The following is a 22,026-nucleotide window of genomic DNA, read 5'->3' on the forward strand; positions in this document are numbered from 1 at the left end:
CGTTTTTTACAATGCGTGTTTTCCGTGAAATGCGTCACGCGATTCCAAGATGCCCTTTTTTGAGCGAAAAATGGCGTTTTTGGCGTAATTTGTACGAAAAATGCCGATTCCGGCCCGCAAAAGTGGTATTTTCCCTCCCGAAAATCCTATTTTTTTAGAAGTGCCCCTGGCCATACGATAAACGAGGTTTTTTATGAAGTTTACCCATTTTGCCCTTGCCGCCGTCTCCTGCGCAGCAGTGATTGCCTGCGGCGGTAACAAGAACGCTGTCCCCGAGACGGAACCGACTCCCGCTCCGGCCCCTGCCGCGGCTCCCGTGACCGAGAAGCCGATTTCCCTGGATAGCGCGGTCGACCGCTACAGCTATGCGCTCGGCATGGACCTGGGCAAGGCTATCGCGAATATCAGCGTGCCCCTCAAGCTCGACGTCATCATCGAGGCCATCAAGGACGAGGTGGATTCGAGCCGCAAGGTGCTCTTGGCGGATTCCGCTGCGGAAGCGGCCCTGCAGGACTTGCTCCTTAAGATGCAGCAGAAGAAGGAAGCCGACGAGAAGGCCGCCGCGAAGAAGGCGCTTGACGAACAGGCCGCGTTCCTCGCCAAGAACATCGTGGATTCCACGGTGAAGGTCACCACGAAGGGCGTGCAGTACAAGGTAATCAAGGACGGCGCGGGCATTACGCCCAAGGCCTCCGACAAGGTGCAGGTGCATTACGTCGGCGCCTTGCTCGACGGTACCGAGTTCGACAACAGCGTGAAGCGCGGCGAACCGCTCGAGTTCCCGGTAAGCGCGGTCATCGAGGGCTGGCAGGACCTGCTCCAGGTGATGAAGGAAGGCATGAAGGTGAAGGCCTGGATCCCGAGCGCCCTTGCCTACGGCGAGGCCGGCGTGCCGCCGATGATTCCGGCGAATGCGCTCCTCGTGTTCGAAGTCGAGCTACTGAAGGTCTTTACCGAAACTCCGGCTGTCGATACGACTGCTGCTGCACCTGCTGAAGGCGCTGCTGACGCCGCGAAGCCGGAAGCTGCCGCTGTCGAAGAGGCGAAGCCCGCCCCCGAAGCAGCAAAACCCGCCACAAAGCCGACGAAGAAGGCCGAAAAGAAGGCGAAGAAGTAAGCTTCCCGCTTTCGACTTTCTATCTTTTTCGACATGAACAAGTCTGCGTCTGATTTCTACTCTCAGCACTTCGAAGTCGCCGGATTCATCCGGGAAGTCTTCGGTTACATGGACCGGTTCAAGGGCCAGCTCTTCATCTTGAAGATTGACGACAGCCTGATGGACCACCCCCTGTTCCCGGTGCTCATGCGAGATATCGCCCTGTTGCACAAGGCGGGTATCCGCATCATTATCGTGCCGGGTACGCGCAAGAGTATTGACGCGCAGCTCAAGGCTTGGGAAATCGAATCCAAGTTCCACGACGGCGTGCGGCTTACGAGCGAAGAAGCCCTGCCCCTTATCGAGCAGGCGTCTCTGGGCGTTGCCCAGCGCATCATGAGCCACCTCACGGCGAGCGGCCTCAGCGGTATCCAGGGTAACTGGGTGCTGGCGCGGAGCCTCGGCGTCATCGACGGCGTGGACTACATGAGGACGGGCCGGATCGAACGCATCCAGCGCGACATCCTCGACCAGCTTTTGAACGAGAAGTTCGTGCCCATCATTCCGCCTATCGGCTGGAACAAGCTCGGGCACGCCTACAACATCAGCTCCACCGAACTTGCGACCGAAATCTGCAAGTACATGAAGGTGGGCAAGCTGTTCTTCATCGGTAACGAGAACGGTATCAAGCTCAAGGGGCTTGTGACCGGCAAGAACACCAAGTACCTGGAACCCACCGAGTCGGGCGTGATTTCGGCTTTGGACGTGGACCAGGCGAAGGAACTTCTGGAACTCAATTCCGATATCCTGAACTTTGCGCAGATGGACTACCTGATGAACGCCATCCATGCCTGCGAGGCGGGCGCGAATCGCGTTCACCTCCTGAGCGGCGAGTTCCAGGGCAGCGTGCTGCAAGAAGTCTTCAGTGCGCGGGGTGACGGTACCATGGTGTATGCGAACCAGTACTCCAGTATCAGGCCCGCGAACATCGAGGACATCCCGGATATCCTCCGGATTATGCAGGACTATATCGCGAAGGGCTACCTGGTGCCGCGCACGCAGGAAAGCATTTCCGAGAAGCTCAAGGATTACGTCGTCTACAGCATCGACAACAGCATTCACGGATGTGGCGCCTTGCACGCCTTCGAAGACGGCATGGCCGAAATCGCGGGCATTGCCGTGGGCGCGAACTACCGCAAGTCGGGCATCGGCGACGCCATCGTGCGGCACTTGATTTCCATCGGCCGCATGAAGGGTTACAAGAAGCTCTTCTTGCTCACGACGCAGGCGCTCGATTGGTTCTACCCGTTCGGATTCGAAGACGGGACTGTCGAGGACTTGCCCAAGAGCAAGCGCGACAACTACAACCAGAAGCGGAATTCTCGTATCCTCGTGCTCCCTCTGGAGAAGTAACACCCTACGTGTCATCCTGGAGGCCGAAGGCCGATAGGATCCACTAAAAGGTTAATACTATGAATACGTTAGATGCTATTTTGACTCGTCGCAGTACGCGCAAGTTCCAGGCAAAGCCCGTGGAACTCGAGAAACTGCAGAAGATCGTGGAAGCGGGCCGCTTTGCGCCGACCGGCGGAAACTGCCAGAGCAACCACTTCTTCGCCATTAGCAATCCCGATGTGCTCAGGAAGCTCGTGGAACTGGTGCAGTCCGCGTTCGCGGCCATGGAACTTCGCGAAGACCTCTACAAGAGTTTGCAGAATTCCATTCGCCTCTCGCAGAAGGGCGGCTACGTGTTCGACTACAATGCGCCCGCGCTTGTCGTGGTCGCATGCCAGAAGGATTACGGCAACAACATGGCCGACGTTGCCTGTGCGCTCGAGAACATGATGGTGGCGGCGAACGAACTCGACCTCGGCAGCTGCTACATCAACCAGCTCAAATGGCTGAACGAAGACCCGGCACTCCTTGCGTATTTCAAGGAACTCGGCCTCAAGGACAGCGAACGCATTTACGGTTCCGTGGCGATTGGCTACGCCGATACCGAAAGCGGCCTGCCTAACCGCAAGATGCCCGAGCGCGTTGGCAACGAAGCCGTGTTCATTTAATACCGGTAATCCAGCGGTCTAAAAATTCCATTTGTTCTTCTGTGTGGAACCAGTGTTCTCCACCTTCCATTACGGTAAGGGTGGCGCCCGCCTTGTTTGCGAATTCCTGCATGGTTTCGAGTGTTGTCAAGTTGTCCTTTGAACCGTACAGAATTTGCGTCGGGATGCGCCATTCGATTGGATTTTCGCGCACGTAGCAAAGGTATTCCCACGAAAGGTTTTCACCGAAATCCGTCGCGATTTCTTTCTTTTCGCGGAGAGTTTTTTCGGAGATGCCGGCCCACATCATCATGTCGCAAATCAATTTTTCCAGGTTGACCATCGGCGAAATGAAGAAGGCCTTTTTGATGGGCTTCTCGGCCAGCGCGTTCATCGAAAAGAATGCGCCGATGCTGTTGGCGATGAGGTAGACTTCGTCGTAGCCGTTTGCGACGGAATCGAAATAGTCCGAGAATTCTTTCTTTGCGTCCCAAGGCGTGTTTGACTTGTAATCGAAACCAATCACATCGCAATCTGGGAACAAGCTTTTATAATGCAGCGCTTCGTCCGCGTTGCCGCCTTTCCCATGGATGTAAATAACGAGGTTTTTCATTTTGAAAACTCTTGTGTGGTTGTCATTACAACTAAAATATTCGAAAGAAAAATAGCTTTATTGTTCAATTAACTTTATTAAAAGATATATTTAAAAAGTGAATGATTGAGCTGCAAAGGATAATATTATGATAGATAAAGACCTTGAGCCTTTGGTGAATATTGAGTTTTTAGATAAAAATCAAAAAAAAGGGTATGAATCTGAAAAACAAATGGCCTTTTATTTGAACCGAAAATTTTTTGATAATCAAGAAATTCATGTTCTGAATAATCTCTATATAAAGACTGTTGATGGTAAGAGCTATTTTCAAATAGACCATCTTGTCGTAACCAAATACTGTTTTGTCATAGTAGAATCGAAAACCTGCAATTCTCACTTGAAATTTGATCAGCACTTACAGTGGAGTTGCTATAGGCAAACAGAGAAAAAATGGGTTGGAATGAAAAGTCCAATGAAACAGGCGGAAATGCAGGGTGATGCGTTGAGAAAGGTTCTGCAAGAAAAACGCCTGGAGTTGAGACAAAAATTTTTGCATATGCAAGGTGGTTTTTTGAATTTGCCGATTTATACGCTGGTTGCTATTTCGGATTCGGGGATAATTGATTATTGCTCTGAAAACGAGGATTACTGTAAGAATGTATTGAAGGCAGATTTGATTCCAAATAGAATTCTTGAGATTTATGATTCTTACAAAAAAAGAGACACTGTAAAAAATCTTCTATTGGATCGAGAACCAGGTTATGTTCTGCCTGATGAAGATGTAGGAAAGACGATTCAGTATATTGTCGGTTTACATCATGTAAAACCAGTGTATCGCAAAATAGAAGAAGTGAAAATTCCAATTTGCGATGTTTGCAAAAAAGCGTATGCCATTCAATACAATGGAACTTCAAAACAATATGAATTAATTTGTAAAGAATGTGGCTCAGTAAGAAAAATGAATTTCGAGTGCAAAAAATGCCGAGGTGAACTTAAAATTCATAAGTATAAAGAAACATTTGTTGTTGGCTGTGAACAATGCGATAATTATGGCAAATTATGCTAGGAATAACCGGGACAAAAAATTGACGATTTTTCGCCTGTGAATGGAACGGAAATAGCTGAAGATATTTTGCCTGATATGCAGATTCCTGATTCTGCGGTTTAAGCTGTAGCACTAGAACTCGTTGTCCACTGCAGAACTATTGGCATGTTCGTTGCCTGCCTCCTGATATTTTTTTATAATTGCTCGCATGATGGATTTTAAGAAAATGGAAGACGGCTTCCGGTTGATTCTGGAAGGCATGGGCGAGAATCCGGACCGCGAGGGGCTTGTCGATACGCCGAAGCGTGTTGCGAAGATGTATGCCGAACTCATGACGGGCCTTTCGGGTGAAACCCGCGCCGAGGACATCCTGAAGACGCGTTTCCACGAGAAGTACGACGAGATGATTGTCGTCCCGAATATCGAATTCGCGAGCATGTGCGAACATCACTTTTTGCCGTTCACGGGCCGCGCCCACGTGGCGTACATTCCGGGCGACTGCGTCGTTGGGCTTTCCAAGATCCCGAGGGTGGTGGAATACTACGCGCGCTTCCCGCAAATCCAGGAACGCATGACGCGCCAGATCGCTGAACTCATCCAGAAGGAACTGAACCCGAGGGGTGTCGCCGTGGTGCTCGAGGCGAGCCACATGTGCATGACGATGCGCGGCGTGAAGAAACCCGGCGCGACGATGGTCACGACCCAGCTTCTGGGGCGTTTCAAGACTGATGAGAAGACCCGCGCGGAATTCATGGCGACCATCAATTCCTCGAAAAAGTAAATTTAATGGTGTAACCGGAGATTTGTTGTATGAACGCTGCTATTCTTACCAATGAGTTTCCGCCGGATATTTACGGCGGCGCTGGCATCCACGTGAAGTTCCTGACGCAGGAACTTGCGAAACTTTGCCATGTCGAGGCCCGTTGCTTTGGTGACCAGGATGTCGATGAAGACAACATCCGCGCTCTCGGTTTCTCGCGCAAGCTGGGCCTCGATCCCAAGGACGACCGGTTCCAGAAGATTTTCAAGCCGCTCGATATCAACATCCAGTGGGCTGCCGAACTTGACGACATCGACGTGATTCATTGCCACACCTGGTACAGCCATTTTGGCGGCGTGCTCGCGAGCAGGCTTCTGCAGTGCCCGCTGATTCTCACGACGCATTCGCTGGAACCGCACCGCCCGTGGAAGGCGGAACAGCTGGGCAACGGCGGTTATGCCATGAGCTGCTGGATTGAACGCACGGCCTACGAGGCTGCCGACGGCGTGATCGCGGTGAGCGAGGGCATGAAGCGCGACGTGATGAAACTCTACGGCGTGCCCGAGGACCGCGTGAAGGTTATCTACAACGGTATCGACCCGGACTTCTACGCGCCGACATTCGACGAGAGCATCCTGACCAAGTGGGGCGTGGATCCCAAGCGCCCGTACGTGCTGTTCGTGGGCCGCATTACGCGCCAGAAGGGCATTAGCCAGCTTATCCAGGCGATTCCGCAGATTGACAAGGGCGCCCAGGTGGTGCTCTGCGCGGGCGCTCCCGACACGATCGAACTTGCCGATGAATGCAAGAACCTCATTGAGGGCGTGCAGGCGACCCGCGATGGCGTGGTGTGGATTCAGGAAGCTATCCCGCACGAGGAACTCCGCGTGCTCTACAGCCATGCGACCGTGTTTGCGACGCCTTCTCTGTACGAGCCGTTCGGTATCATCAACCTCGAAGCGATGAGCTGCGGTACCCCGGTGGTGGGTTCTGCGGTGGGCGGCATTCCCGAGATTATCGTGGACGGCGAAACCGGATTCCTGGTGCCGCTCAAGGCGAAGTCCGAGACGGATTTTGAACCGGCCGACCCGAAGGCCTTCCAGACCGATTTTGCCAACAAGTTAAACAAGGTGCTCGCGAATCCGGAACTGGCGAAGAAGATGGGCGAGGTGAGCCGCAAGCGCGCTATCGACGTGTTCAGCTGGAAGTCCATTGCCAAGCAGACGTTCGACTTCTACCAGGAATGCATCGAACGCTACAAGCGCGAAGGCAAGCGCTAGTCGAATTCGCTGCAAAAAAATTTCGGGTCGTCGCGGTTGAGCGGCGGCCCGTTTGCTTTTGTAGGGTTATTTGCCCCAGGGGTTTTTCTTGCCGAAGCGGACCTTCTTCTTGGGCCCGTAATTGAACGCGGGGTCCTTCGCCCGGCGCTGGCGCTCGGCGCGTTCTTCGCGCTCCCTGCGGAATTTTTCGCGTTCTTCCTCGGTCCAGCGCGGCTTTTCCTTTTTCGGGATCAGCGCGGTGCTGCGTTCGTGGCGCTTCTGCTGTTCGCGTTCGCGGTATTCGGCGTTGTTTTCGCGTTCCTTGCTCGGGAAGAATTCCTTGCCCTCGGCCTTGGCGCTGCGGCTCAATAGCAGACGCCCGATTTTTCCGAGTTTCAAGCGTTCCAGCGTCGCGCGGATTTGCGGGCGGTTCTCCGGAATGTACCAGAAGAAGAACTGCCTCTGGCTCCGCTTCTGCTCCGGCGTTTTCGCCACGTAGAGCGGTTTTCCGTCGGGCGACAGTTCGGAATAGAACATTTCCGTCGCGATGGTCATCGGGGTCGGCGTGAAGTCCTGCACCTGTTCCAGCTGGAACCCGAGTTGCTTCGTCTCGAGTGCGAGTTCGGCCATGTCGGCCTCGGTGCATCCGGGGTGGCTGCTGATGAAGTACGGGATGATCTGCTGGCGCTTTCCGATGCGCTTGCATTCGTCGTCGAAGAATTCCTTGAACTTGTGGAACAGCGTGAAGCTCGGCTTGCGCATGAGCTTGAGCACTTCGTCGCTCGTGTGTTCCGGCGCGACTTTCAGGCGGCCGCTCACGTGGTAGTCGATGAGTTCGCGGGCGTATTCCTCGTGGTCCTTGCGCAGTTCTTCGTCGTCGGTTTCTTGCAGCAACATGTCGTAACGCACACCGCTCCCGATAAACAGGTGCTTCACCTTCGGGTGGTTGCGCACTTCGCGGTAGAGCTCCAAAATTTCTTTGTGGTGCGTGTCCATGTTGTCGCAAATCTTGGGCGTGAGGCAACTGGCTCGTGCGCACTTCTGGCAACGGCTCTGGTCGCGGCCGCGCATGTTGTACATGTTGGCGCTCGGGCCGCCCAAGTCGGTGATGGTGCCGGCGAAACCGTCCATCTTGGTAATCAAATCTACTTCGCGCAGAATGCTTTCGCGGCTGCGGCTCGCGATGAATTTGCCCTGATGCGCGTTGATGGCGCAAAAACTGCAACCGCCAAAGCAACCGCGGTGCGTGTTGATGCTGAACTTGATCATGTCGAACGCGGGCACGTTGCCGCGCTTCTTGTAACGCGGGTGCGGTTCGCGCGCGTAGGGGTATTCAAAACTCTCGTCGAGCTCGCCGTATTCGAGCGGCGGGTACGCGGGGTTTATCACCACGGTCTGTTCGCCCACATCCTGCAAAATGCGGCGCTGGAACCACTTGTTGCATTCGATGTCCACTTTGCGGCAGTTCTCCATCTGCGTGCGCTTGCTTTCGAGGCATTCCTCGTAGCTTGCGAGGCGCAGGTCTTCCCAGTGGTTGTTCTTCGGGACGTTCCCCTTGGGCGCCAGGTAGGCCGTTTGCGGGATGGAATTCAGGCTGGAGAACGGCACGCCCTTCTTGAGGAGGCGAATCATTTCCTTGAGCGGTTTTTCGCCCATGCCGTACACGAGAAGGTCTGCCTGCGTGTCGAACAAGATGCTCGGCTTGAGCCTGTCGCTCCAGTAGTCGTAATGTGTCACGCGGCGCAGACTCGATTCCAGCCCGCCGATCATCAGCGGCACGTCGGGATAGAGCTGCTTCAGAATTTTCGCGTAAGTGTAAGTCGCATAGTCGGGGCGGAATCCCGCCTTGTTGCCCGGAGTGAACGCGTCGTCGCTACGCAGGCGCTTCGCGGCGGTGTAGTGATTCACCATGCTGTCCATGCCGCTCGAGATGGCGAAGAACATGCGGGGGCGTCCGAGCTTCTTGAAATCTCGCAAATCATCGCGCCAGTTGGGTTGCGGCAAAATCGCGACGCGCAAGCCCTCGTGTTCAAAGAGTCGCCCGACCACGGCGTGCCCGAAACACGGATGGTCCACGTAGGCGTCGGCGCTGATGATGATTACGTCCACGTAATCCCAGCCGAGTTCGTCTAGGTCTTCCTTGCATATGGGGAGGAATCGTGGATCGTACATAAATACAAAAATAGAAAATGATGTCCCCTTTCCGGCGGAAGTTCCTGGCGCACGTGGCGACTGCGGTATGGCCCTATATGAAACGCTGTGTTTCATAAAAACATGCAAAAATGCGAAAAATTTAAAAAATCGTTCGAATACGTTAAAATTTTGCGAATATCGTTTCATGGAAAACCTATATTATTTCATGGACATGAAACCGATAACGGAATACGAAGATTACCGCCTTTATTTGCGGGATTTCTACGAAGAGCGGAAGAGGACTTCCGTTTTCTCGTGGCGCGAGTTCGCGAAACTTGCTGGTTTTTCGTCTTCGGGTTACCTTAAGCTCGTTTGTGACGGCAAGACCAGGCTCTCCAAGATCGGTGCAGCCAAGGTCGCTCCGGCGATGGGGCTCGCGGGGTTCCATGCAGATTACTTTTGTCTGATGGTGGAATTCTGTGATGCGCCGGATGATACAGTCCGCATGAACGCTTATTCCCGAATGCGGGCCCTGGCGAAGGAGAACGGGGTCCGCATTTTGGGAACTGAGGCTTTCAGCTATTTCAGTTCATGGGCAAACTCGGTGGTGCGCGAACTAGCGCCGATTATGAAGGGGGCCAAACCCTCGGATATCGGGAAGGTATGCGTGCCCGAAATCTCTGCCGGGGAGGTCCGCAACTCGCTCGAACTCATGGTGCGCATGGGTCTGCTTATCCGCAGGCCCGATGGCAGTTACGTGCAGACGGACAAGGGTGTTTCCGGGTGTTCCGCGGCGATTCCTTCGGCAGTCCGTTCCATGCAGAAGCAGTACGCCTACCTTGCCGCCGATGCGGTGGACGCGTTCGAACCCGAGGAACGTCGTATTTCGGGCTTGACCGTAGGTGCCGACGAACATACCTTCAACCGCATTGCCGTGGAACTGGATGCCTTCCGCCGTAAAATCGCCGCCATTGTCTCGGATGTTCAGGATTACGACCGCATATATCGATTAAATTTACATCTATTCCCGCTCAGCAGGCCCCTTGGAGAAAAAGATGTCTAGAATAAAGTTTATTCAGAATAAGAAAGTGTTGTCCAATGTTTTGGTCGCCATGTGCCTGGTGTTTTCCGGTTGCGTCGGTTTTACCGAGGATTGGTTCCGCTTTGGCGATGCCTGTGACGAAGAGCCCATGTCTGTCGTGGCGACTCTGGAACCCGAATTCAAGGCCGCACGCTTTGTACAGTCCGGCAAAATTGATGTGGACAGCGAACACGATTCGGTCACGATAATTTTGGAAATCTTCGGCGGGTGCCTCAAGGATAACGGCGGGTATGCATGGGACGGTGACTTTTATTACGTGAACGAAAGGACTTACGCCTATAGTTTCCGCGAAGATACGCTTTTGCTCACGTATACGCGCATCCCGGACAGGTTCGAAGCCAACCAGGACACGTTCGACGTGTCGGTGATATTGGTTGGCGGAACCCCGGGTTCGCTGGAAGGGATATGGAGGCTGACCCAGTGCCAGTATGCCGAGGGAAAAATGCAGTGCTACGATGACGGCTTTGACAAGTATTTCAAGTTCTATGAAAGCTCTGTCGAAATCCGTATCGACGATCGTGTAAATTACGACTATATCACGACGTATTTTGTCCGCGAATTGTTCGACTTCTTGGAAAGCCCGTCGGCATCGATTGATATCGGGGACGTATTCTACCGTTATGCTTGGACGAATTGGCTAGAGGAATCTGGAGTTAAAGTTCAGGAAAAGACGAACCGGAGCGTGAATTTCGAATTCGACGGGCGCGCTTTCGAATTGCAAGTGGAATTCGCCCGGTACAGGGACAGCGTGGCGGTGTCGCTGAAATCCGGCAATACGAACTGCGTCGGCACGTATTTCAGGAACGACGACGTTTCGGAAGAAGTCTGCTCTGTCGAAAATGCGGATTACCTGCGCAAACAGGATTCGGGGGCGCTTGAGTTCGTGCGGCAGAATTCCGACGAATTCGAGAAATGCATCGACGGCATCCTCGGTCGCGAACAGAACGATTGATTTTGACATGATATAAAGAAGGAGAAAAAATGAAATGTCTGATAAAAATAACTTCGTTAACGTTAGTTTGTCTGTACATGGCGGCTGGCGCGGCTGAAAAAACGGATGGAGGGTCCCTTGAACTGGGCACTCGCCTGGGTGCGCAGATTTCTACTCTCTATACCGATGCTCATTGGGGTCCGTATCCTGATATTTCTGGACGGGGAGGCGTGTTCTCGTTGGATATGGCTTACGGTTTTTCCGAATATTTTTACGTACATGCCGAAGTCGGGCTGGATTACCGCAACTTTTACACTTATGGTGAAATCGGCATTCCCTGTGCGAGCATCGATGGCGAACCGTGTGGCGGGAACTGGAAAGGCAACGACGAGATTTCCTTGTTTTATCTTGAAATCCCCTTGATGGCGCAGTGGCGCACGCCTGCCCTGTTTCTTGAACTCGGTCCTGTTTTCGATATCCTGCTGAGGGTGGATGAAGAATACATTTTGCCCGAAAAATACCGCACCAAGCGCGGTTACAAGGATAAGCGATTTGGAACGGGCTTTGCCGCAGGGCTCGGACACATATTCGATTTCGGGCTTTCCATAGATTTACGCGTGTCGTTCCAGTTTACGGATGTCGTTGATGATGACAAGAAAACTCTTACGGCTCATGCCGAGGAATACGAATGGCATTATGACATGGAGACGCAAGAGACAAGCTATAGGAAGGTGGAGGGATCGAACGAGTATATGGGCGGTTCCTACTACAAGCTGATGAAAGTGCAGTTCGGAATCGGGTACTGGTTCTAGGGCGTGGCGCCTTCGTTCTTCTTGGCTTCGCGCTCTTCGGCTTCGCGTTTTGAATAGGCGCAGCCGCAGTAGTTTTGGCGGTAGAGGTTGTATTCGGCGGAGAGCTCGATGGAACGCTTGTTGCCGCCTTTGCGCTTGAAGTCGCTGGGGAGCGCCTTGACGCCGTAGATTTCGCCTTGTTCCTTGGCGACCACGTTCAATACCTGTTCGTCTTTCTTTGGGCTGATGGTGAGCGTGGTGGTGAAGTAGTCGAACCCCATTTCTTTCGCGAGTCTTGCCGTTTCGCCGAGCCGCAGCTCGAAGCATTTGCGGCAGCGCTTGCCGCCTTCGTTCTCGTCTTCGAGCCCGCGCGCGATGTCGTAGAACTTCTTGGGTTCGTACAGACCTTCGATGAATTCCACCGGGTACTTCGTCTTGAATGTGGCAACGAAGCGCTTGATTTCGGCGACGCGGTGCGCGTATTCTTCGGCGGGGGCGATGTTCGGGTTGTAGTAGAAAATCGTTATCTTGAAGAACTGCGAGAGGTATTCGATGCAGTAGGTGCTGCATGGCCCGCAGCAGGCGTGCATCAGGAGCGTGGGGACGATTCCCTTGCGCTGGTTCCACCGGATGATGTAACCTAGATCGCGCTGGTAATTGTGGTACGCTTCGGGCATCTTGCGGGTCCTTTTCGCTAAGTCCAGTCGAGCGATCCGAACGCGGTTATCCAGAAGCAGACCGTCGAGACGATCGCGAAAAATCCCATCACCATGCGTTCCTTGCGGCTCGTGCTGAAGAGTACCGTCGCGGTATAGAACGTGAGGTAGAGGGAAAAGAAGAAGGCGAGGATGCGCGTGATGGCGAACGGGATGACTTCGGGAATGATGTGGCCCGCGCTGAGCAGCACGAACATCGCGACAAATTGCATGCAGATGGGGACGATGAACGCCTTGCGCACTTCCTTGGGCACCACCTTGTTGCGTCCGTTCATGGCGTACATGCCGAGCGGGGCGCCGAATGCGAGTGCCACGTTCAGGGCGATGGACGGGAAAAAGAAAACGGCTCCGATGATGGTCGCGATAATCATATGCGACAAATCTAGAATTAAAGCGCGAGGATGACAATAAAAATAACCCCTTTAGGTAAAGGAGGTAACCTAAAGGGGTCTGGGAGTGTTTGGGTACCTATAAGATACCTATTTAGGGGGGCGCCGACGGAAAAAAACGTGGTTTTCTTGTTTACACCCGTGAACAACAGTGTATACAGGAATTGCCGTTTTTCGTTCAAAATCGGTAGTTTTGGTGATTTCAGAAGAAAAAGCCGGTGGTTACTTGCGCGTGCGTGGGGTGAAAATTCGTTTTTTCGGAGCGCTGGAAGGCGGCCGTGAGCGAAAACTCGAGGTGGTCCCCGTAGATGCGTGTTTCGGTGCGGATTTGCATCTTTTTGTCGGGACGGGCCTCCGGGGCGACGAACGATATGCGGAAGGAGTTCCTGCGGTTGCCAGTTGAGGACGGCGCTTTTTTGCTTGAGGAAGACAGAGTTTTATTGTTAATTGAAGACCGCGCTTTATTGCTGGTAAAAGACTGCGCCTTGTTGCTGGATAAAGACAGCGCGGCCTTCTCGGTGAGCGCGATGGCGATTTCGAGACGCGGCGCCTGCCAGGAATGCTCGGAGCGCTCGTGTCGGGTGCGCGCCCCGCCGGAAAGCGTCGCGGTTGTCTGCCCGAAGGCGTGCGACGAGGAGAAGTTTGCCTGGTATAGGGCCTGGTCGCATTCGCTTGCCGCCTCGACGCATGTGAATTTCAGGGCGGGGCGCGCAAATTCCGGCCCGCCGGCGATGTCCAGGGAGAGCCTCCCGGAGATGCTGTCGGAATGCAGGGGCTTCGTGACCCGAGCGCTGGCCGTGGCTTTGGTGTCGAAGAATTCCTTCGCGCGGAACGAGACGTTCTGCGTGGACCAGAAACTGTTCTTGAGGATGCTCGGGCTTAGCCGTGCGGGGGCCGGGACGGAATCCCCGTGGATGTAGCCGGTGGTGCTCCACGAGAAGGCGGCGTCCCGGCCCTGGAACGAGAATCGCACCAGCGGGAAGGATTGTCCGGCCTGGTACCACGCGGAGATTTTTCCCGAGGGGGCGACGAGCGTGAGGCTTGCTGATGGTTGCGGCGCGGCTGCGGGAAGGACTTGCGCGGAGTCTCCCGCGGCGTTCGCGCTTGCGTCTGCCGCAGGGTCTGCACCTGACGCGGGGTTCGTGCCCGCATTTTCCGCAGGGCCCGTGGTTGCTGCGGGGCTTGTTGCGACGTTCGTACTTGTTGCGGGAATAGTGCCTGCGCCGGCCCAGAACGCCGCCTGTGCCGAGAATTTGGAGAACGGTCCGGCGGCAAGCCCGAAGTTTGCCGCCCTGGAGGTATCGAGCATCGCCGAAAGCCTGAATTTGCCGAGCGCGTATGCGATTGCTGCGCCCCAGAGGGTGTCGAGCGGGATTTCGGAATGCAGTTCCCGCGTGGAGATTTGCCCGAAGTGCGCTTCGCCCCGCTTGCTTTTGTAGGTGAGGAGTTCCTGCGCGCCGAGCTTGAGGGTGAGCCTGCGGAATTCGAACTCGAAATCGTGGCGCTGTGCCGAGAGCGCGCCCGAGGAATCGAACCGCAGTTTCGCGATGTAGTGCCCGCTGTAATGCTTCCGCACGGAATCGAGCGCGGGTCCGGAAAAAACGTCGCATGCCTCGCCGGCGTAAACTTCCGCCAGGGCGCACGCCTCCCGCATGTCGCCTTCGTCCATCAGCGCGAGCATCTCGTCCGCCTCTTCCGGGGTGACGATGCCGTCGTCCCACCATTCGAATATCCTGGCCTCGGTAAGTTCCGCTGTCAGTGCCCGCGCTGCCGCAAGCAGCGCTATCAAGAAAAGTCTCTTGCCCATATTTTCCCTGCGTTAGGTGTCTCTATCTATAAAGACGGTTTCGCGGGCAAAATATGCCGTTTGATGACTTTTTTTCTTTTCTTTTTTAAATTTGGGGTATGGCTAAGTCTTCCTGGTCCAAGAAACCGTCGGGACACGCTCCCGCCCGCGCCGCAGACGCGCTGGGCAAGTCGTTCGTACCGCACCTGAAAAATCCGCGCACCGAATTCCCGCTCTTTAACGGGAAGCGCGTGAAGCCCTCGCTCGAGGGCCTCGACAAGCTGTTGCATTACTACGGCGTGGAACTCCAGGAATCGACCCTGAAGCAGATCTGGGAATTCCATCAGCTGCTGCGCGCCAACAACGACGACCAGGACCTCACGCGCTTGAACGCTTTCGAGACGATGGTGGAACGCCACTATGCGGACTGCACGCTCATCAACGCGTTCGTTCCGGAATGGCCCTCCCGCATGATCGACGTGGGGAGCGGCGCCGGCTTCCCGGGAATCCCGTTGAAGCTGGTGAATCCGCGTATCCGCCTTACCCTGTGCGAGCCGCGTCCGAACCGCATCAACTTCCTCAACATGGTCATCGAGAAGATGGGCCTAAAGGGTATCGACGTGTTCGGCCACAAGGTCACGAGCAGGAGCATGGATATCCCGGTGGACGGAGTCATCAGCCGCGCATTCGAATTGATGGAAAAGACGCTCCCGCGCCTCGCGAATTCCTTGAAGGTCGGTGGCCGCGTGTTCTTCATGAAGGGCCCGGCCGTGGCCGACGAACTGAAGACGTTCCATCCCGAGGACTTCGGCTACAAGTTCGTCGGGAAGCATTTCTACACCATCCCGAACAGTACGCAAGAACGCGCCCTAATTATCTTAGAGCGCGTCGAATAAAGACTCTGTTTTGAGGTCGCCGCAAAGGGCGACTTTTCTTTAATCCTTAGAACTTGAACAGCGCGCCGAAACGCATCTGGCCGTCGCGCACGCCGTCGTTGTCGCCCACGTCCATGATGGTGGCGAGGTCGAACTGCAGCATGTCCGAAATCATGAACCCGATACCGAAATCGGCTTCGTTGCGCTTGCCGGTCTGGTCGTAGAGGTAACCGAGACGGATAGCGACGGTGTTCGCGTAAATAAATTCAGTACCGACGTTGAACACGCCCTGCAGCAGGGAGTTCTTGAACGCGGTGAATCCGTGCCCGCCGCGTTCTGGATGTCCGATGGACTTCCAGCAGCTGATGTAGAAGGGTTCCGGATCGCCCTTGTCGTCATCGTACACGACTTCGCGGTTGTAGTCGGCGGCGATGGTGAGCTTGTAGTCGGCGAGAGAGAGGATTTCGTAAGAAAGTCCCACGCGCCAGGTGAGCGGAATCGGGTCTTCGATGGTCTTGTCGACGTAGTAGACGCTTGGGCCGATGTTCGCGAGAACGAGGGCGAAGTTCAACTTGTCGATGAAGAGGTCCTTCTTCAAGATGCCGATGTCGAACGCGTAACCGAAGGTGGTCGCTTCTTCTTCGCCCACTGCTGCACCGGAGCTCAGGTCGGAATAGAACAGCTTGATGGAGAGGCCGAGGCCCCAGTTGTTCGGGAAGCGCGTGCCGTAGCTGAGACCGCCCACGATTTCGGAACTGTTGTAGGCGACGAGGTCCTCGGCTTCGATATCGCCCGAGACGACGGTGGAACCGAAGCTCACGAAGTTCACGAAGAATCCGAGGGTTCCCCATTCGGCGACGGGGATGGTCATGCCACCGAAGAGGTGGTAGAGGTCAGGAATGTTCAAGATGGGCAGGAGCTTTTCGTAGAACGCGACGAGCTGGTAGTCGGCGTCCTTGTAGAGTTCCATGCCGTTCGCGGTGCTGAACCACACGTCGTTGCCCTGCGGCAAAACCTTCCATACCTTGTTCGACGAAAGTCCGTTGCCCGAATGGAAGTGCAGCCATTCGTCGTCCTTCTTGACGCTGCCTTCCTGTTCGGCGACTCCGCGTTCAAGTTCGGCCTTGCGTCCGCTGGCGGTGGCGTAGTCGGGCAGGTGGCGCCATACGCCCTTGTCTGTCGCGATCCAGATGTGTCCCTTCTGGTCCACCGAGAGGTCGTTCACCACGTTGCCTTCGAATTTCACCTGTTCCCACTTGCGCAGGTTGAAGTGGCTGAGGCCGCCCTTGTGCGCCGCCCATACGTGCGAGGAACTGTCTACGGTGAGTGCCGTCGGGTGCAGGTCCATGATGCCGTCTTCTTCGGTGAAGAGGCTCCAGCGGTCCTTGTCGTTCACGCTCTTCTTGGGTACGAGCCTTGCGATGCCCGCGCCGTCGACCGCGACATAGAGTTCCCTGCGTTCCTCGGACCACACGAGCGCGTTCATCTTCTGGCTCGGGAGCACCTTGCCTTTCTGTTCGAACTGCCCGTTGCGGTACAGGAACAGGCCGTTGTCCGTACCGATCCAGAGCGAGGCGCCCTGGTTGGCGAGGGCGGTGATGCGGTGGGAGCCGAGTTCGCTTTCGTAGCTCTTCCAGGCCTTGCCGTCGAAGCGGTAGAGAGCCTTCGGGGTACCGACCCAGAGCTTTTCGGTGCGGTCTTCGTAGAGGATGGCGGTGATGGTATCCTTCACCACGAGGTTCCACGGGATTTTCACTTCCACCACGTGCGATTCGTCGTCGGCATTCTTGATGTCGTTGAACTTCTTGACCTGGCGGGTGTATTCGTCGAGCCCGCGTTCGGTGCCCGCGAATACGCGCACGGCGTCCCTGATCTTCGCGTTGCCCTGCAGGGTCACGGTGTGGTAGTCCACCCACTGTTCGCTGTCGTATTTCAGGATGCCGTTGACCGTACCGGCCCAGAGTTCGCTCTTGGAGAAGAACCCGTTCTTGGAACGGCTCGCCATCTGCGTGAAGTGCGGAGCCTTCTTGCCGTCGGCGGCGTAGGACATCTTCCATTCGTCGGCGAGGGGCCCGAAGGCGAGTCCGGCTGGGTTATAATACATAGCGGAGGCATCGTCGGCAAGCGCTGCGCCGACTTCGCCCATGCCCAACTGGCGTGCGCCAACGGGCATTTCGAGGGTGATGATTGCCGAACCTGCGGCAAGTGATATGGCGGGTAAAAAAAGTAACGAGAGTAGAGTCTTACGCAAGCTGCCTCCAGTCGGGGACGTCATAGGTGTTTCCGTGATTAGGTATGACCGCTTTCCATCCGGATTTACTCGGGTTCTCCCAGGGCTGCTTAGGCAAGAGCTTGCAGTCGCAGCCGAGCACGTACGGCGGGAGGATTTCCGCGTGGTTCCGGATTTGTTCGCGGGTGATGAAATTTTCTTCGGGGACGAACTTCACGTATTGCTTGCCCTTCGGGCCGAGTTCGATCCTGTAGGTGACGGTGCCGTTCTGGTCACCTTCGTCAATAGTCTTGATGGTTTCCTCGATAGCTGCTTTCCAGTTGTCGAGATATTCCTTCCGCTGCTCGGGGGTGAGCTGCTCTTGCGTTTCGAGCCATGCGCGGATGGAATTGTCGGAGGGTTTTACCGCCGTGAGGGATTCTCGGGCCGGGCGGACGACTACGGCGTACTTGCCGGACACGTCGATGACCGGCTTGACTTCCTCTTTTTCGTCAGCGCTATGGATGACCACATAGGCTCCAATTCCTGCGAGGATGACGGACAGGATGATGATAACTATGACAATGATGACTGATAGCATAATCTTTTCCGTTCTATATTAGAATTCCTCTTTTCTCAAAAACTAGCATTTTCTATCTTGTGGGGTAGGAGTTTTTATGTTAAAAATGAAGATTTTTCTTGTTCTGTTGTTTTCCAGCGTGGTATGGGCCATCCCTTTCAATGTAGAAGTGGTAAAAACGGGCGATGGCGACGAAATCCGTTCGGGGCAACTTATCAAGGTGCATTACAAGGGCTATCTCTATACAGACATTGTAAAGTTCGATAGTCTGAAGGCCGCTGCGCCCGCCGAATCCGCCGAGAAGGCGAAGCAGGATTCCGCTGCCGCTGCCGATGCTGATACTCTCACGCCGTTTGCCGATACCTATGCAACCGGAGAACCGCTCGAATTCACGATTGGCGTGGGCCAGGTGATTGCCGGCTGGGACAAGGGTATTGTGGGAATGAAGGTGGGCGAAATCCGCAAGCTCACGATTCCCTATGTGATGGCGTACGGCGAGAACTCGCTCGAAGGCATCCCTCCGTATTCCGATTTGTATTTCGAGGTGGAACTTGTCGCGGCCGAAAAGCCCATGGAACCGGACGTTTTCCCCAAGGATTTGAATAAACTAAAATGGCAGGACAAGGGCAAGGGCCTCAAGGTGTTCGACGAGAAGGCCGGTACGGGCAAGCCTGCCACCCAGGGCACGAACCTCAAGGTGCACTACACCGGCTGGCTCGTCTCGGGCCGCAAGTTCGGCAGTTCCAAGGATCTGGGCAAGCCGTTCGAAGTCGTGCTTGGCGCGGGCAAGATGATCAAGGGCTGGGAAGCGGGCCTCGACGGGATGCGCGAAGGCGGCGTGCGCTGGCTGCGCGTGAGCCCCTCCATGGGTTATGGCGCGAGCGCGTTCACGATGATTCCGCCGAACTCCACGCTCGTGTTCCGCATCGAACTCGTGGAATCGATGATCGACCCCGAAATCGCTGCCAAGATGGACTTCTTCCCCGACACGACGACGCTCACGTTTGAACATGGTTCCGAAGGTCTCCGCTATGCGATTATCCAGCAGGGCGAAGGCGAACCCGCCAAGGCCGGTGCTAACGTGAAGGTGCATTACACGGGCTGGCTCACGAACGGCTACAAGTTCGACAGTTCGCGCGACCGCGACCAGGCGTTTGCATTCCCTCTGGGCGGTGGTCGTGTCATCCGCGGCTGGGACCTCGGCGTGGCGGGCATGCTTCCGGGTGAAAAGCGTATCTTGATCATTCCGCCTGGACTCGGGTACGGCAGCCGCGGCGCGGGCCCCATCCCGGGCGGTGCAACTCTCATATTTGCAGTGGAGTATCTGGGCGAATAATGCTCAAAATTCTGGCCGAAAAACTGAGGGAGGCGTTTGCTTCAGTCTTGCCGGTGACGCTCATCGTGCTGGTACTCTCGTTTACGCCTCTTGTTGATTTTACGGCCAGGGAACTCATTGTATTTGCCGTGAGCGCGGTGCTCCTTGTGGTGGGCATTGGGCTTTTTAATTTGGGCGCCGACCTTGCCATGACCCCGATGGGCGAACATGTGGGTTCGGGCCTTACCAAGTCGCGCAAGGTGCTGCTGCTCCTTTCTGTATGCTTTATGATGGGCGTGCTCATCACGGTGGCCGAACCTGACCTCTCGGTACTGGCCGACCAGGTGAAGAACGCCGTCGAACCCATGCTGCTTATCGTGACGGTGGGTATCGGGGTGGGACTCTTCTTGCTCCTTGCCATCGTGAAGATCGTCTGGAAGAAGGACCTTTCGACCATCATCATCTTCTTCTACATGGTGCTGTTCATGTTCGGCATGCTCATGCTCACGTTCGGCAAGGCCCAGTTCGTGCCGCTCGCCTTCGATTCCGGCGGCGTGACGACCGGCCCCATCACGGTGCCGTTCATCATGGCACTCGGCGTCGGTGTCGCCGGCGCCATCGGCGGCAAGAACGCGAACGAGAACAGCTTCGGGCTTATTGCGCTCTGCTCCATCGGGCCTATCATCGCGCTCATGGGGCTCGTGCTCTTCTCGAAGGGTGAGCTCACTTACCGCCTTGTGGAATCGAGCTATTCCATCGATGCTTTCCTCGGTGAAAATTTCATCCCGACTGTCGCGGGCGTCGCGAAGGAAGTGCTCATCGCCCTCGGGCTCATCATCGTGTTCTTTTTGGCCCTGCAGTTTGTCGCGCTCAAGATTTCGCGGGCCAAGATCGCCCAGATGTCGTTCGGCATTTGCTATACGTTTGTCGGGCTCGTCATCTTCCTCACGGCGGTGAAGGTCGGCTTCATGCCCATCGGGTTCGAGCTCGGGTGCGCCCTCGCGAAAATCCCGCGGCTCCTGGTTGTTTCGGGTTTTGTCATCGGCATGGTGGTCGTGCTCGCGGAGCCTGCGGTCCACGTGCTCAACAAGCAGGTCGAAGAAATCACCGGCGGGCTTGTCACCAAGCGCTCCATGCTTGTCGCGCTTTCCGTGGGTGTCGGCATTTCCATCGGGCTTTCGATGCTTCGCATCTTCTACGGATTCCCGCTGGTCTACTACCTCATTCCGGGCTATTTCATTTCGCTCGGGCTTTCGTTCTTTGTTCCCAAGCTTTATACCGCGATCGCGTTCGACTCCGGCGGAGTCGCGAGCGGGCCGTTGACTTCGAGTTTTATTTTGCCGCTTGCCATCGGGGCGTGCTCCGTAATCCATGATGGCGGCGATTCCATACTGAGCTACGCGTTCGGCATTGTGGCGATGGTCGCGATGACCCCGCTTATCACCATCCAGGTGCTGGGCTTCAAGGCGATTGCGTCGAAGAAGATTAAAAACCGCCTGATGATGCGCCGTATCCAGGATGCCGACGACGAACAGATTATAGATTTTGTGTAGGTTGGAATATGGCAGAAGCAAAAAGGACAGGAATTGCGAGAAGGTTTTACGGGAAGGCGAGCGGGCGTTCGCGTGTTACCATGAACCGTCTCAAGATTCTCGTGACCATCGTGAACCGCGCGAAGGCCGATTTCTATATGGACCATATCCAGTCCTTCGGCGTGAACATGCAGATGGTGGTTTTCGGGAAGGGCACCGCGCCACGCGAGATTGCGACGGCGATGGGCCTCGCGGATTCGGACCGTGCCGTAATCTTCAGCATTATCGGCGAGGACAAGCTCCGTTCTGCGCTTGACAGCATCGAGGAAAAATTCAATACCATCGTCGGTGGCAAGGGCATCGCCTACACCATCCCGATGGCGAGCATTATCGGCAAGTCCATTTTCAACTTCCTGAGCGACAACCGCGACGCGGTACGGAGGAACGAAGCATGAGCGCAGTTAACCACGAAGTCATCTTGTGCATTGTGAACAACGGGTTCTCGGAAACCGTGATGGAAGCGGCTAAGGACGCCGGCGCGCGTGGCGGTACCATCTTGAATGCCCGCGGGACTGCGAACAAGGAGGCGGAATCGTTTTTCCATATCGCCATCCAGCCCGAAAAGGAAATCGTCATGATTCTCGTGGACGCGAAAATCAAGGACGCCGTTCTGCATGCGCTCTACCAGAAGGCCGGCCTCGATACCATGGGGCAGGGCATCGCGTTCTCGATTCCCGTGGAGAACGTGGTCGGGCTTACGCCGTGGAAGGCCGATGTCAAGCCCGAAGCCGAGAAGGCTCCCAAGAAGGCCGACGCGAAATAAGCGGTTCCTCGCGGACTTTTGCTCCGCCATTAATTGCATCGATACTTTCG

21 protein-coding genes are annotated in these 22,026 nt (G+C 55.4%); 14 read left to right on the forward strand and 7 right to left on the reverse strand.

Features of this window, described 5'->3' with window-relative positions:
* The first annotated feature begins 193 nt into the window (after positions 1–193).
* From IK012_RS04750 to IK012_RS04760, 3 genes are read left to right on the forward strand one after another with little or no spacing between them, the layout of a single operon-like run.
* Positions 194–1,117 (forward strand): FKBP-type peptidyl-prolyl cis-trans isomerase, encoded by a 924-nt coding sequence (locus IK012_RS04750; RefSeq protein WP_290951236.1) that lies wholly within the window; start codon positions 194–196, stop codon positions 1,115–1,117.
* 33 nt (positions 1,118–1,150) lie between these two features.
* Entirely contained in the window at positions 1,151–2,509 is a 1,359-nt protein-coding gene (gene argA, locus IK012_RS04755; protein ID WP_290951239.1) for an amino-acid N-acetyltransferase, read from the forward strand.
* Between the two features lie 59 nt (positions 2,510–2,568).
* Positions 2,569–3,159: a nitroreductase gene (locus tag IK012_RS04760; protein WP_290951243.1), complete on the forward strand. Its 591-nt coding sequence runs from the start codon at positions 2,569–2,571 to the stop codon at positions 3,157–3,159.
* Here IK012_RS04760 and IK012_RS04765 read toward each other — a convergent pair.
* Positions 3,152–3,751 (reverse strand): alpha/beta hydrolase, encoded by a 600-nt coding sequence (locus tag IK012_RS04765; protein WP_290951246.1) that lies wholly within the window; start codon positions 3,749–3,751, stop codon positions 3,152–3,154. The two genes, IK012_RS04760 and IK012_RS04765, sit on opposite strands and share 8 nt — an antisense overlap.
* Before the next feature lie 127 nt (positions 3,752–3,878).
* On the opposite strand from IK012_RS04765, the gene IK012_RS04770 reads away from it, so the two are divergent.
* The 3 genes from IK012_RS04770 to glgA all read left to right on the forward strand — a co-directional run bounded on the left by IK012_RS04770 (position 3,879) and on the right by glgA (position 6,815).
* Entirely contained in the window at positions 3,879–4,796 is a 918-nt protein-coding gene (locus IK012_RS04770; RefSeq protein WP_290951249.1) for a nuclease-related domain-containing protein, read from the forward strand.
* A gap of 187 nt (positions 4,797–4,983) precedes the next feature.
* Complete coding sequence (gene folE, locus IK012_RS04775) at positions 4,984–5,556, forward strand: GTP cyclohydrolase I FolE (protein WP_290951252.1); 573 nt, start codon at positions 4,984–4,986, stop codon at positions 5,554–5,556.
* Between the two features lie 29 nt (positions 5,557–5,585).
* Entirely contained in the window at positions 5,586–6,815 is a 1,230-nt protein-coding gene (glgA, locus tag IK012_RS04780) for a glycogen synthase (protein ID WP_290951255.1), read from the forward strand.
* Between the two features lie 66 nt (positions 6,816–6,881).
* Here glgA and IK012_RS04785 read toward each other — a convergent pair whose 3' ends face one another.
* A complete protein-coding gene (locus IK012_RS04785) occupies positions 6,882–8,966 on the reverse strand; it encodes a YgiQ family radical SAM protein (RefSeq protein ID WP_173380034.1) in 2,085 nt (694 codons plus the stop codon).
* 193 nt (positions 8,967–9,159) lie between these two features.
* Here IK012_RS04785 and IK012_RS04790 point away from each other — a divergent pair, with 193 nt between their 5' ends.
* The 3 genes from IK012_RS04790 to IK012_RS04800 are packed head-to-tail and all read left to right on the forward strand — an operon-like array spanning position 9,160 to position 11,772.
* On the forward strand, positions 9,160–9,990 hold the full coding sequence (locus IK012_RS04790; protein WP_290951259.1) for a TIGR02147 family protein: 831 nt from the start codon (positions 9,160–9,162) through the stop codon (positions 9,988–9,990).
* Positions 9,983–10,981: a hypothetical protein gene (locus tag IK012_RS04795; RefSeq protein ID WP_290951261.1), complete on the forward strand. Its 999-nt coding sequence runs from the start codon at positions 9,983–9,985 to the stop codon at positions 10,979–10,981. Before IK012_RS04790 ends, IK012_RS04795 begins: the two co-directional genes overlap by 8 nt.
* A 29-nt stretch (positions 10,982–11,010) precedes the next feature.
* Complete coding sequence (locus IK012_RS04800; RefSeq protein ID WP_290951264.1) at positions 11,011–11,772, forward strand: outer membrane beta-barrel protein; 762 nt, start codon at positions 11,011–11,013, stop codon at positions 11,770–11,772.
* Here the strand turns inward: IK012_RS04800 and IK012_RS04805 are convergent.
* The 3 genes from IK012_RS04805 to IK012_RS04815 all read right to left on the reverse strand — a co-directional run bounded on the left by IK012_RS04805 (position 11,769) and on the right by IK012_RS04815 (position 14,663).
* Entirely contained in the window at positions 11,769–12,428 is a 660-nt protein-coding gene (locus IK012_RS04805; RefSeq protein WP_290951266.1) for an epoxyqueuosine reductase QueH, read from the reverse strand. The two genes, IK012_RS04800 and IK012_RS04805, sit on opposite strands and share 4 nt — an antisense overlap.
* Before the next feature lie 17 nt (positions 12,429–12,445).
* The gene (locus IK012_RS04810) at positions 12,446–12,838 is read right to left on the reverse strand and encodes a hypothetical protein (protein ID WP_173379903.1); all 393 of its coding nucleotides are present in this window, start codon (positions 12,836–12,838) and stop codon (positions 12,446–12,448) included.
* A 220-nt stretch (positions 12,839–13,058) separates the two neighbouring features.
* Positions 13,059–14,663, reverse strand: a complete 1,605-nt coding sequence (locus IK012_RS04815; RefSeq protein WP_290951271.1) for a hypothetical protein — start codon at positions 14,661–14,663, stop codon at positions 13,059–13,061.
* A 98-nt stretch (positions 14,664–14,761) separates the two neighbouring features.
* Here IK012_RS04815 and rsmG point away from each other — a divergent pair, with 98 nt between their 5' ends.
* On the forward strand, positions 14,762–15,538 hold the full coding sequence (gene rsmG / locus IK012_RS04820; RefSeq protein ID WP_290951274.1) for a 16S rRNA (guanine(527)-N(7))-methyltransferase RsmG: 777 nt from the start codon (positions 14,762–14,764) through the stop codon (positions 15,536–15,538).
* Between the two features lie 46 nt (positions 15,539–15,584).
* Here the strand turns inward: rsmG and IK012_RS04825 are convergent, their stop codons facing one another.
* Together IK012_RS04825 and IK012_RS04830 are read right to left on the reverse strand one after the other, a co-directional pair.
* Positions 15,585–17,768, reverse strand: a complete 2,184-nt coding sequence (locus tag IK012_RS04825; RefSeq protein WP_290951276.1) for a PorV/PorQ family protein — start codon at positions 17,766–17,768, stop codon at positions 15,585–15,587.
* Positions 17,761–18,327 carry a hypothetical protein gene (locus tag IK012_RS04830; protein WP_290951280.1) on the reverse strand — a complete coding sequence of 189 codons (567 nt, stop codon included), beginning with the start codon at positions 18,325–18,327 and terminating at the stop codon, positions 17,761–17,763. The genes IK012_RS04825 and IK012_RS04830 overlap by 8 nt, the downstream gene beginning before the upstream one ends.
* An 85-nt stretch (positions 18,328–18,412) precedes the next feature.
* Here IK012_RS04830 and IK012_RS04835 point away from each other — a divergent pair, with 85 nt between their 5' ends.
* From IK012_RS04835 to IK012_RS04850, 4 genes are read left to right on the forward strand one after another with little or no spacing between them, the layout of a single operon-like run.
* A complete protein-coding gene (locus tag IK012_RS04835; RefSeq protein WP_290951283.1) occupies positions 18,413–19,642 on the forward strand; it encodes an FKBP-type peptidyl-prolyl cis-trans isomerase in 1,230 nt (409 codons plus the stop codon).
* Positions 19,642–21,174 carry a DUF1538 domain-containing protein gene (locus IK012_RS04840; RefSeq protein WP_290951286.1) on the forward strand — a complete coding sequence of 511 codons (1,533 nt, stop codon included), beginning with the start codon at positions 19,642–19,644 and terminating at the stop codon, positions 21,172–21,174. Before IK012_RS04835 ends, IK012_RS04840 begins: the two co-directional genes overlap by 1 nt.
* An 8-nt stretch (positions 21,175–21,182) precedes the next feature.
* A complete protein-coding gene (locus IK012_RS04845; RefSeq protein WP_290951289.1) occupies positions 21,183–21,608 on the forward strand; it encodes a hypothetical protein in 426 nt (141 codons plus the stop codon).
* Positions 21,605–21,976 (forward strand): P-II family nitrogen regulator, encoded by a 372-nt coding sequence (locus IK012_RS04850; protein ID WP_290951291.1) that lies wholly within the window; start codon positions 21,605–21,607, stop codon positions 21,974–21,976. Before IK012_RS04845 ends, IK012_RS04850 begins: the two co-directional genes overlap by 4 nt.
* Positions 21,977–22,026 lie beyond the last annotated feature (50 nt).

The sequence above is a fragment of the Fibrobacter sp. genome, assembly GCF_017551775.1.
In the GTDB taxonomy this organism is placed as follows: Bacteria; Fibrobacterota; Fibrobacteria; order Fibrobacterales; family Fibrobacteraceae; genus Fibrobacter.

Coding starts and splice junctions, on each gene's coding strand:
- IK012_RS04810 (WP_173379903.1), bottom strand. CDS start 12,838: ATGATTATCGCGACCATCATCGGAGCCGTTTTCTTTTTCCCGTCCATC.
- IK012_RS04840 (WP_290951286.1), top strand. CDS start 19,642: ATGCTCAAAATTCTGGCCGAAAAACTGAGGGAGGCGTTTGCTTCAGTC.
- IK012_RS04800 (WP_290951264.1), top strand. CDS start 11,011: ATGAAATGTCTGATAAAAATAACTTCGTTAACGTTAGTTTGTCTGTAC.
- IK012_RS04765 (WP_290951246.1), bottom strand. CDS start 3,751: ATGAAAAACCTCGTTATTTACATCCATGGGAAAGGCGGCAACGCGGAC.
- IK012_RS04835 (WP_290951283.1), top strand. CDS start 18,413: ATGAAGATTTTTCTTGTTCTGTTGTTTTCCAGCGTGGTATGGGCCATC.
- IK012_RS04790 (WP_290951259.1), top strand. CDS start 9,160: ATGAAACCGATAACGGAATACGAAGATTACCGCCTTTATTTGCGGGAT.
- IK012_RS04795 (WP_290951261.1), top strand. CDS start 9,983: ATGTCTAGAATAAAGTTTATTCAGAATAAGAAAGTGTTGTCCAATGTT.
- IK012_RS04830 (WP_290951280.1), bottom strand. CDS start 18,327: ATGCTATCAGTCATCATTGTCATAGTTATCATCATCCTGTCCGTCATC.
- argA (WP_290951239.1), top strand. CDS start 1,151: ATGAACAAGTCTGCGTCTGATTTCTACTCTCAGCACTTCGAAGTCGCC.
- IK012_RS04850 (WP_290951291.1), top strand. CDS start 21,605: ATGAGCGCAGTTAACCACGAAGTCATCTTGTGCATTGTGAACAACGGG.
- IK012_RS04770 (WP_290951249.1), top strand. CDS start 3,879: ATGATAGATAAAGACCTTGAGCCTTTGGTGAATATTGAGTTTTTAGAT.
- IK012_RS04760 (WP_290951243.1), top strand. CDS start 2,569: ATGAATACGTTAGATGCTATTTTGACTCGTCGCAGTACGCGCAAGTTC.
- glgA (WP_290951255.1), top strand. CDS start 5,586: ATGAACGCTGCTATTCTTACCAATGAGTTTCCGCCGGATATTTACGGC.
- IK012_RS04785 (WP_173380034.1), bottom strand. CDS start 8,966: ATGTACGATCCACGATTCCTCCCCATATGCAAGGAAGACCTAGACGAA.
- folE (WP_290951252.1), top strand. CDS start 4,984: ATGATGGATTTTAAGAAAATGGAAGACGGCTTCCGGTTGATTCTGGAA.
- rsmG (WP_290951274.1), top strand. CDS start 14,762: ATGGCTAAGTCTTCCTGGTCCAAGAAACCGTCGGGACACGCTCCCGCC.
- IK012_RS04750 (WP_290951236.1), top strand. CDS start 194: ATGAAGTTTACCCATTTTGCCCTTGCCGCCGTCTCCTGCGCAGCAGTG.
- IK012_RS04805 (WP_290951266.1), bottom strand. CDS start 12,428: ATGCCCGAAGCGTACCACAATTACCAGCGCGATCTAGGTTACATCATC.
- IK012_RS04845 (WP_290951289.1), top strand. CDS start 21,183: ATGGCAGAAGCAAAAAGGACAGGAATTGCGAGAAGGTTTTACGGGAAG.
- IK012_RS04815 (WP_290951271.1), bottom strand. CDS start 14,663: ATGGGCAAGAGACTTTTCTTGATAGCGCTGCTTGCGGCAGCGCGGGCA.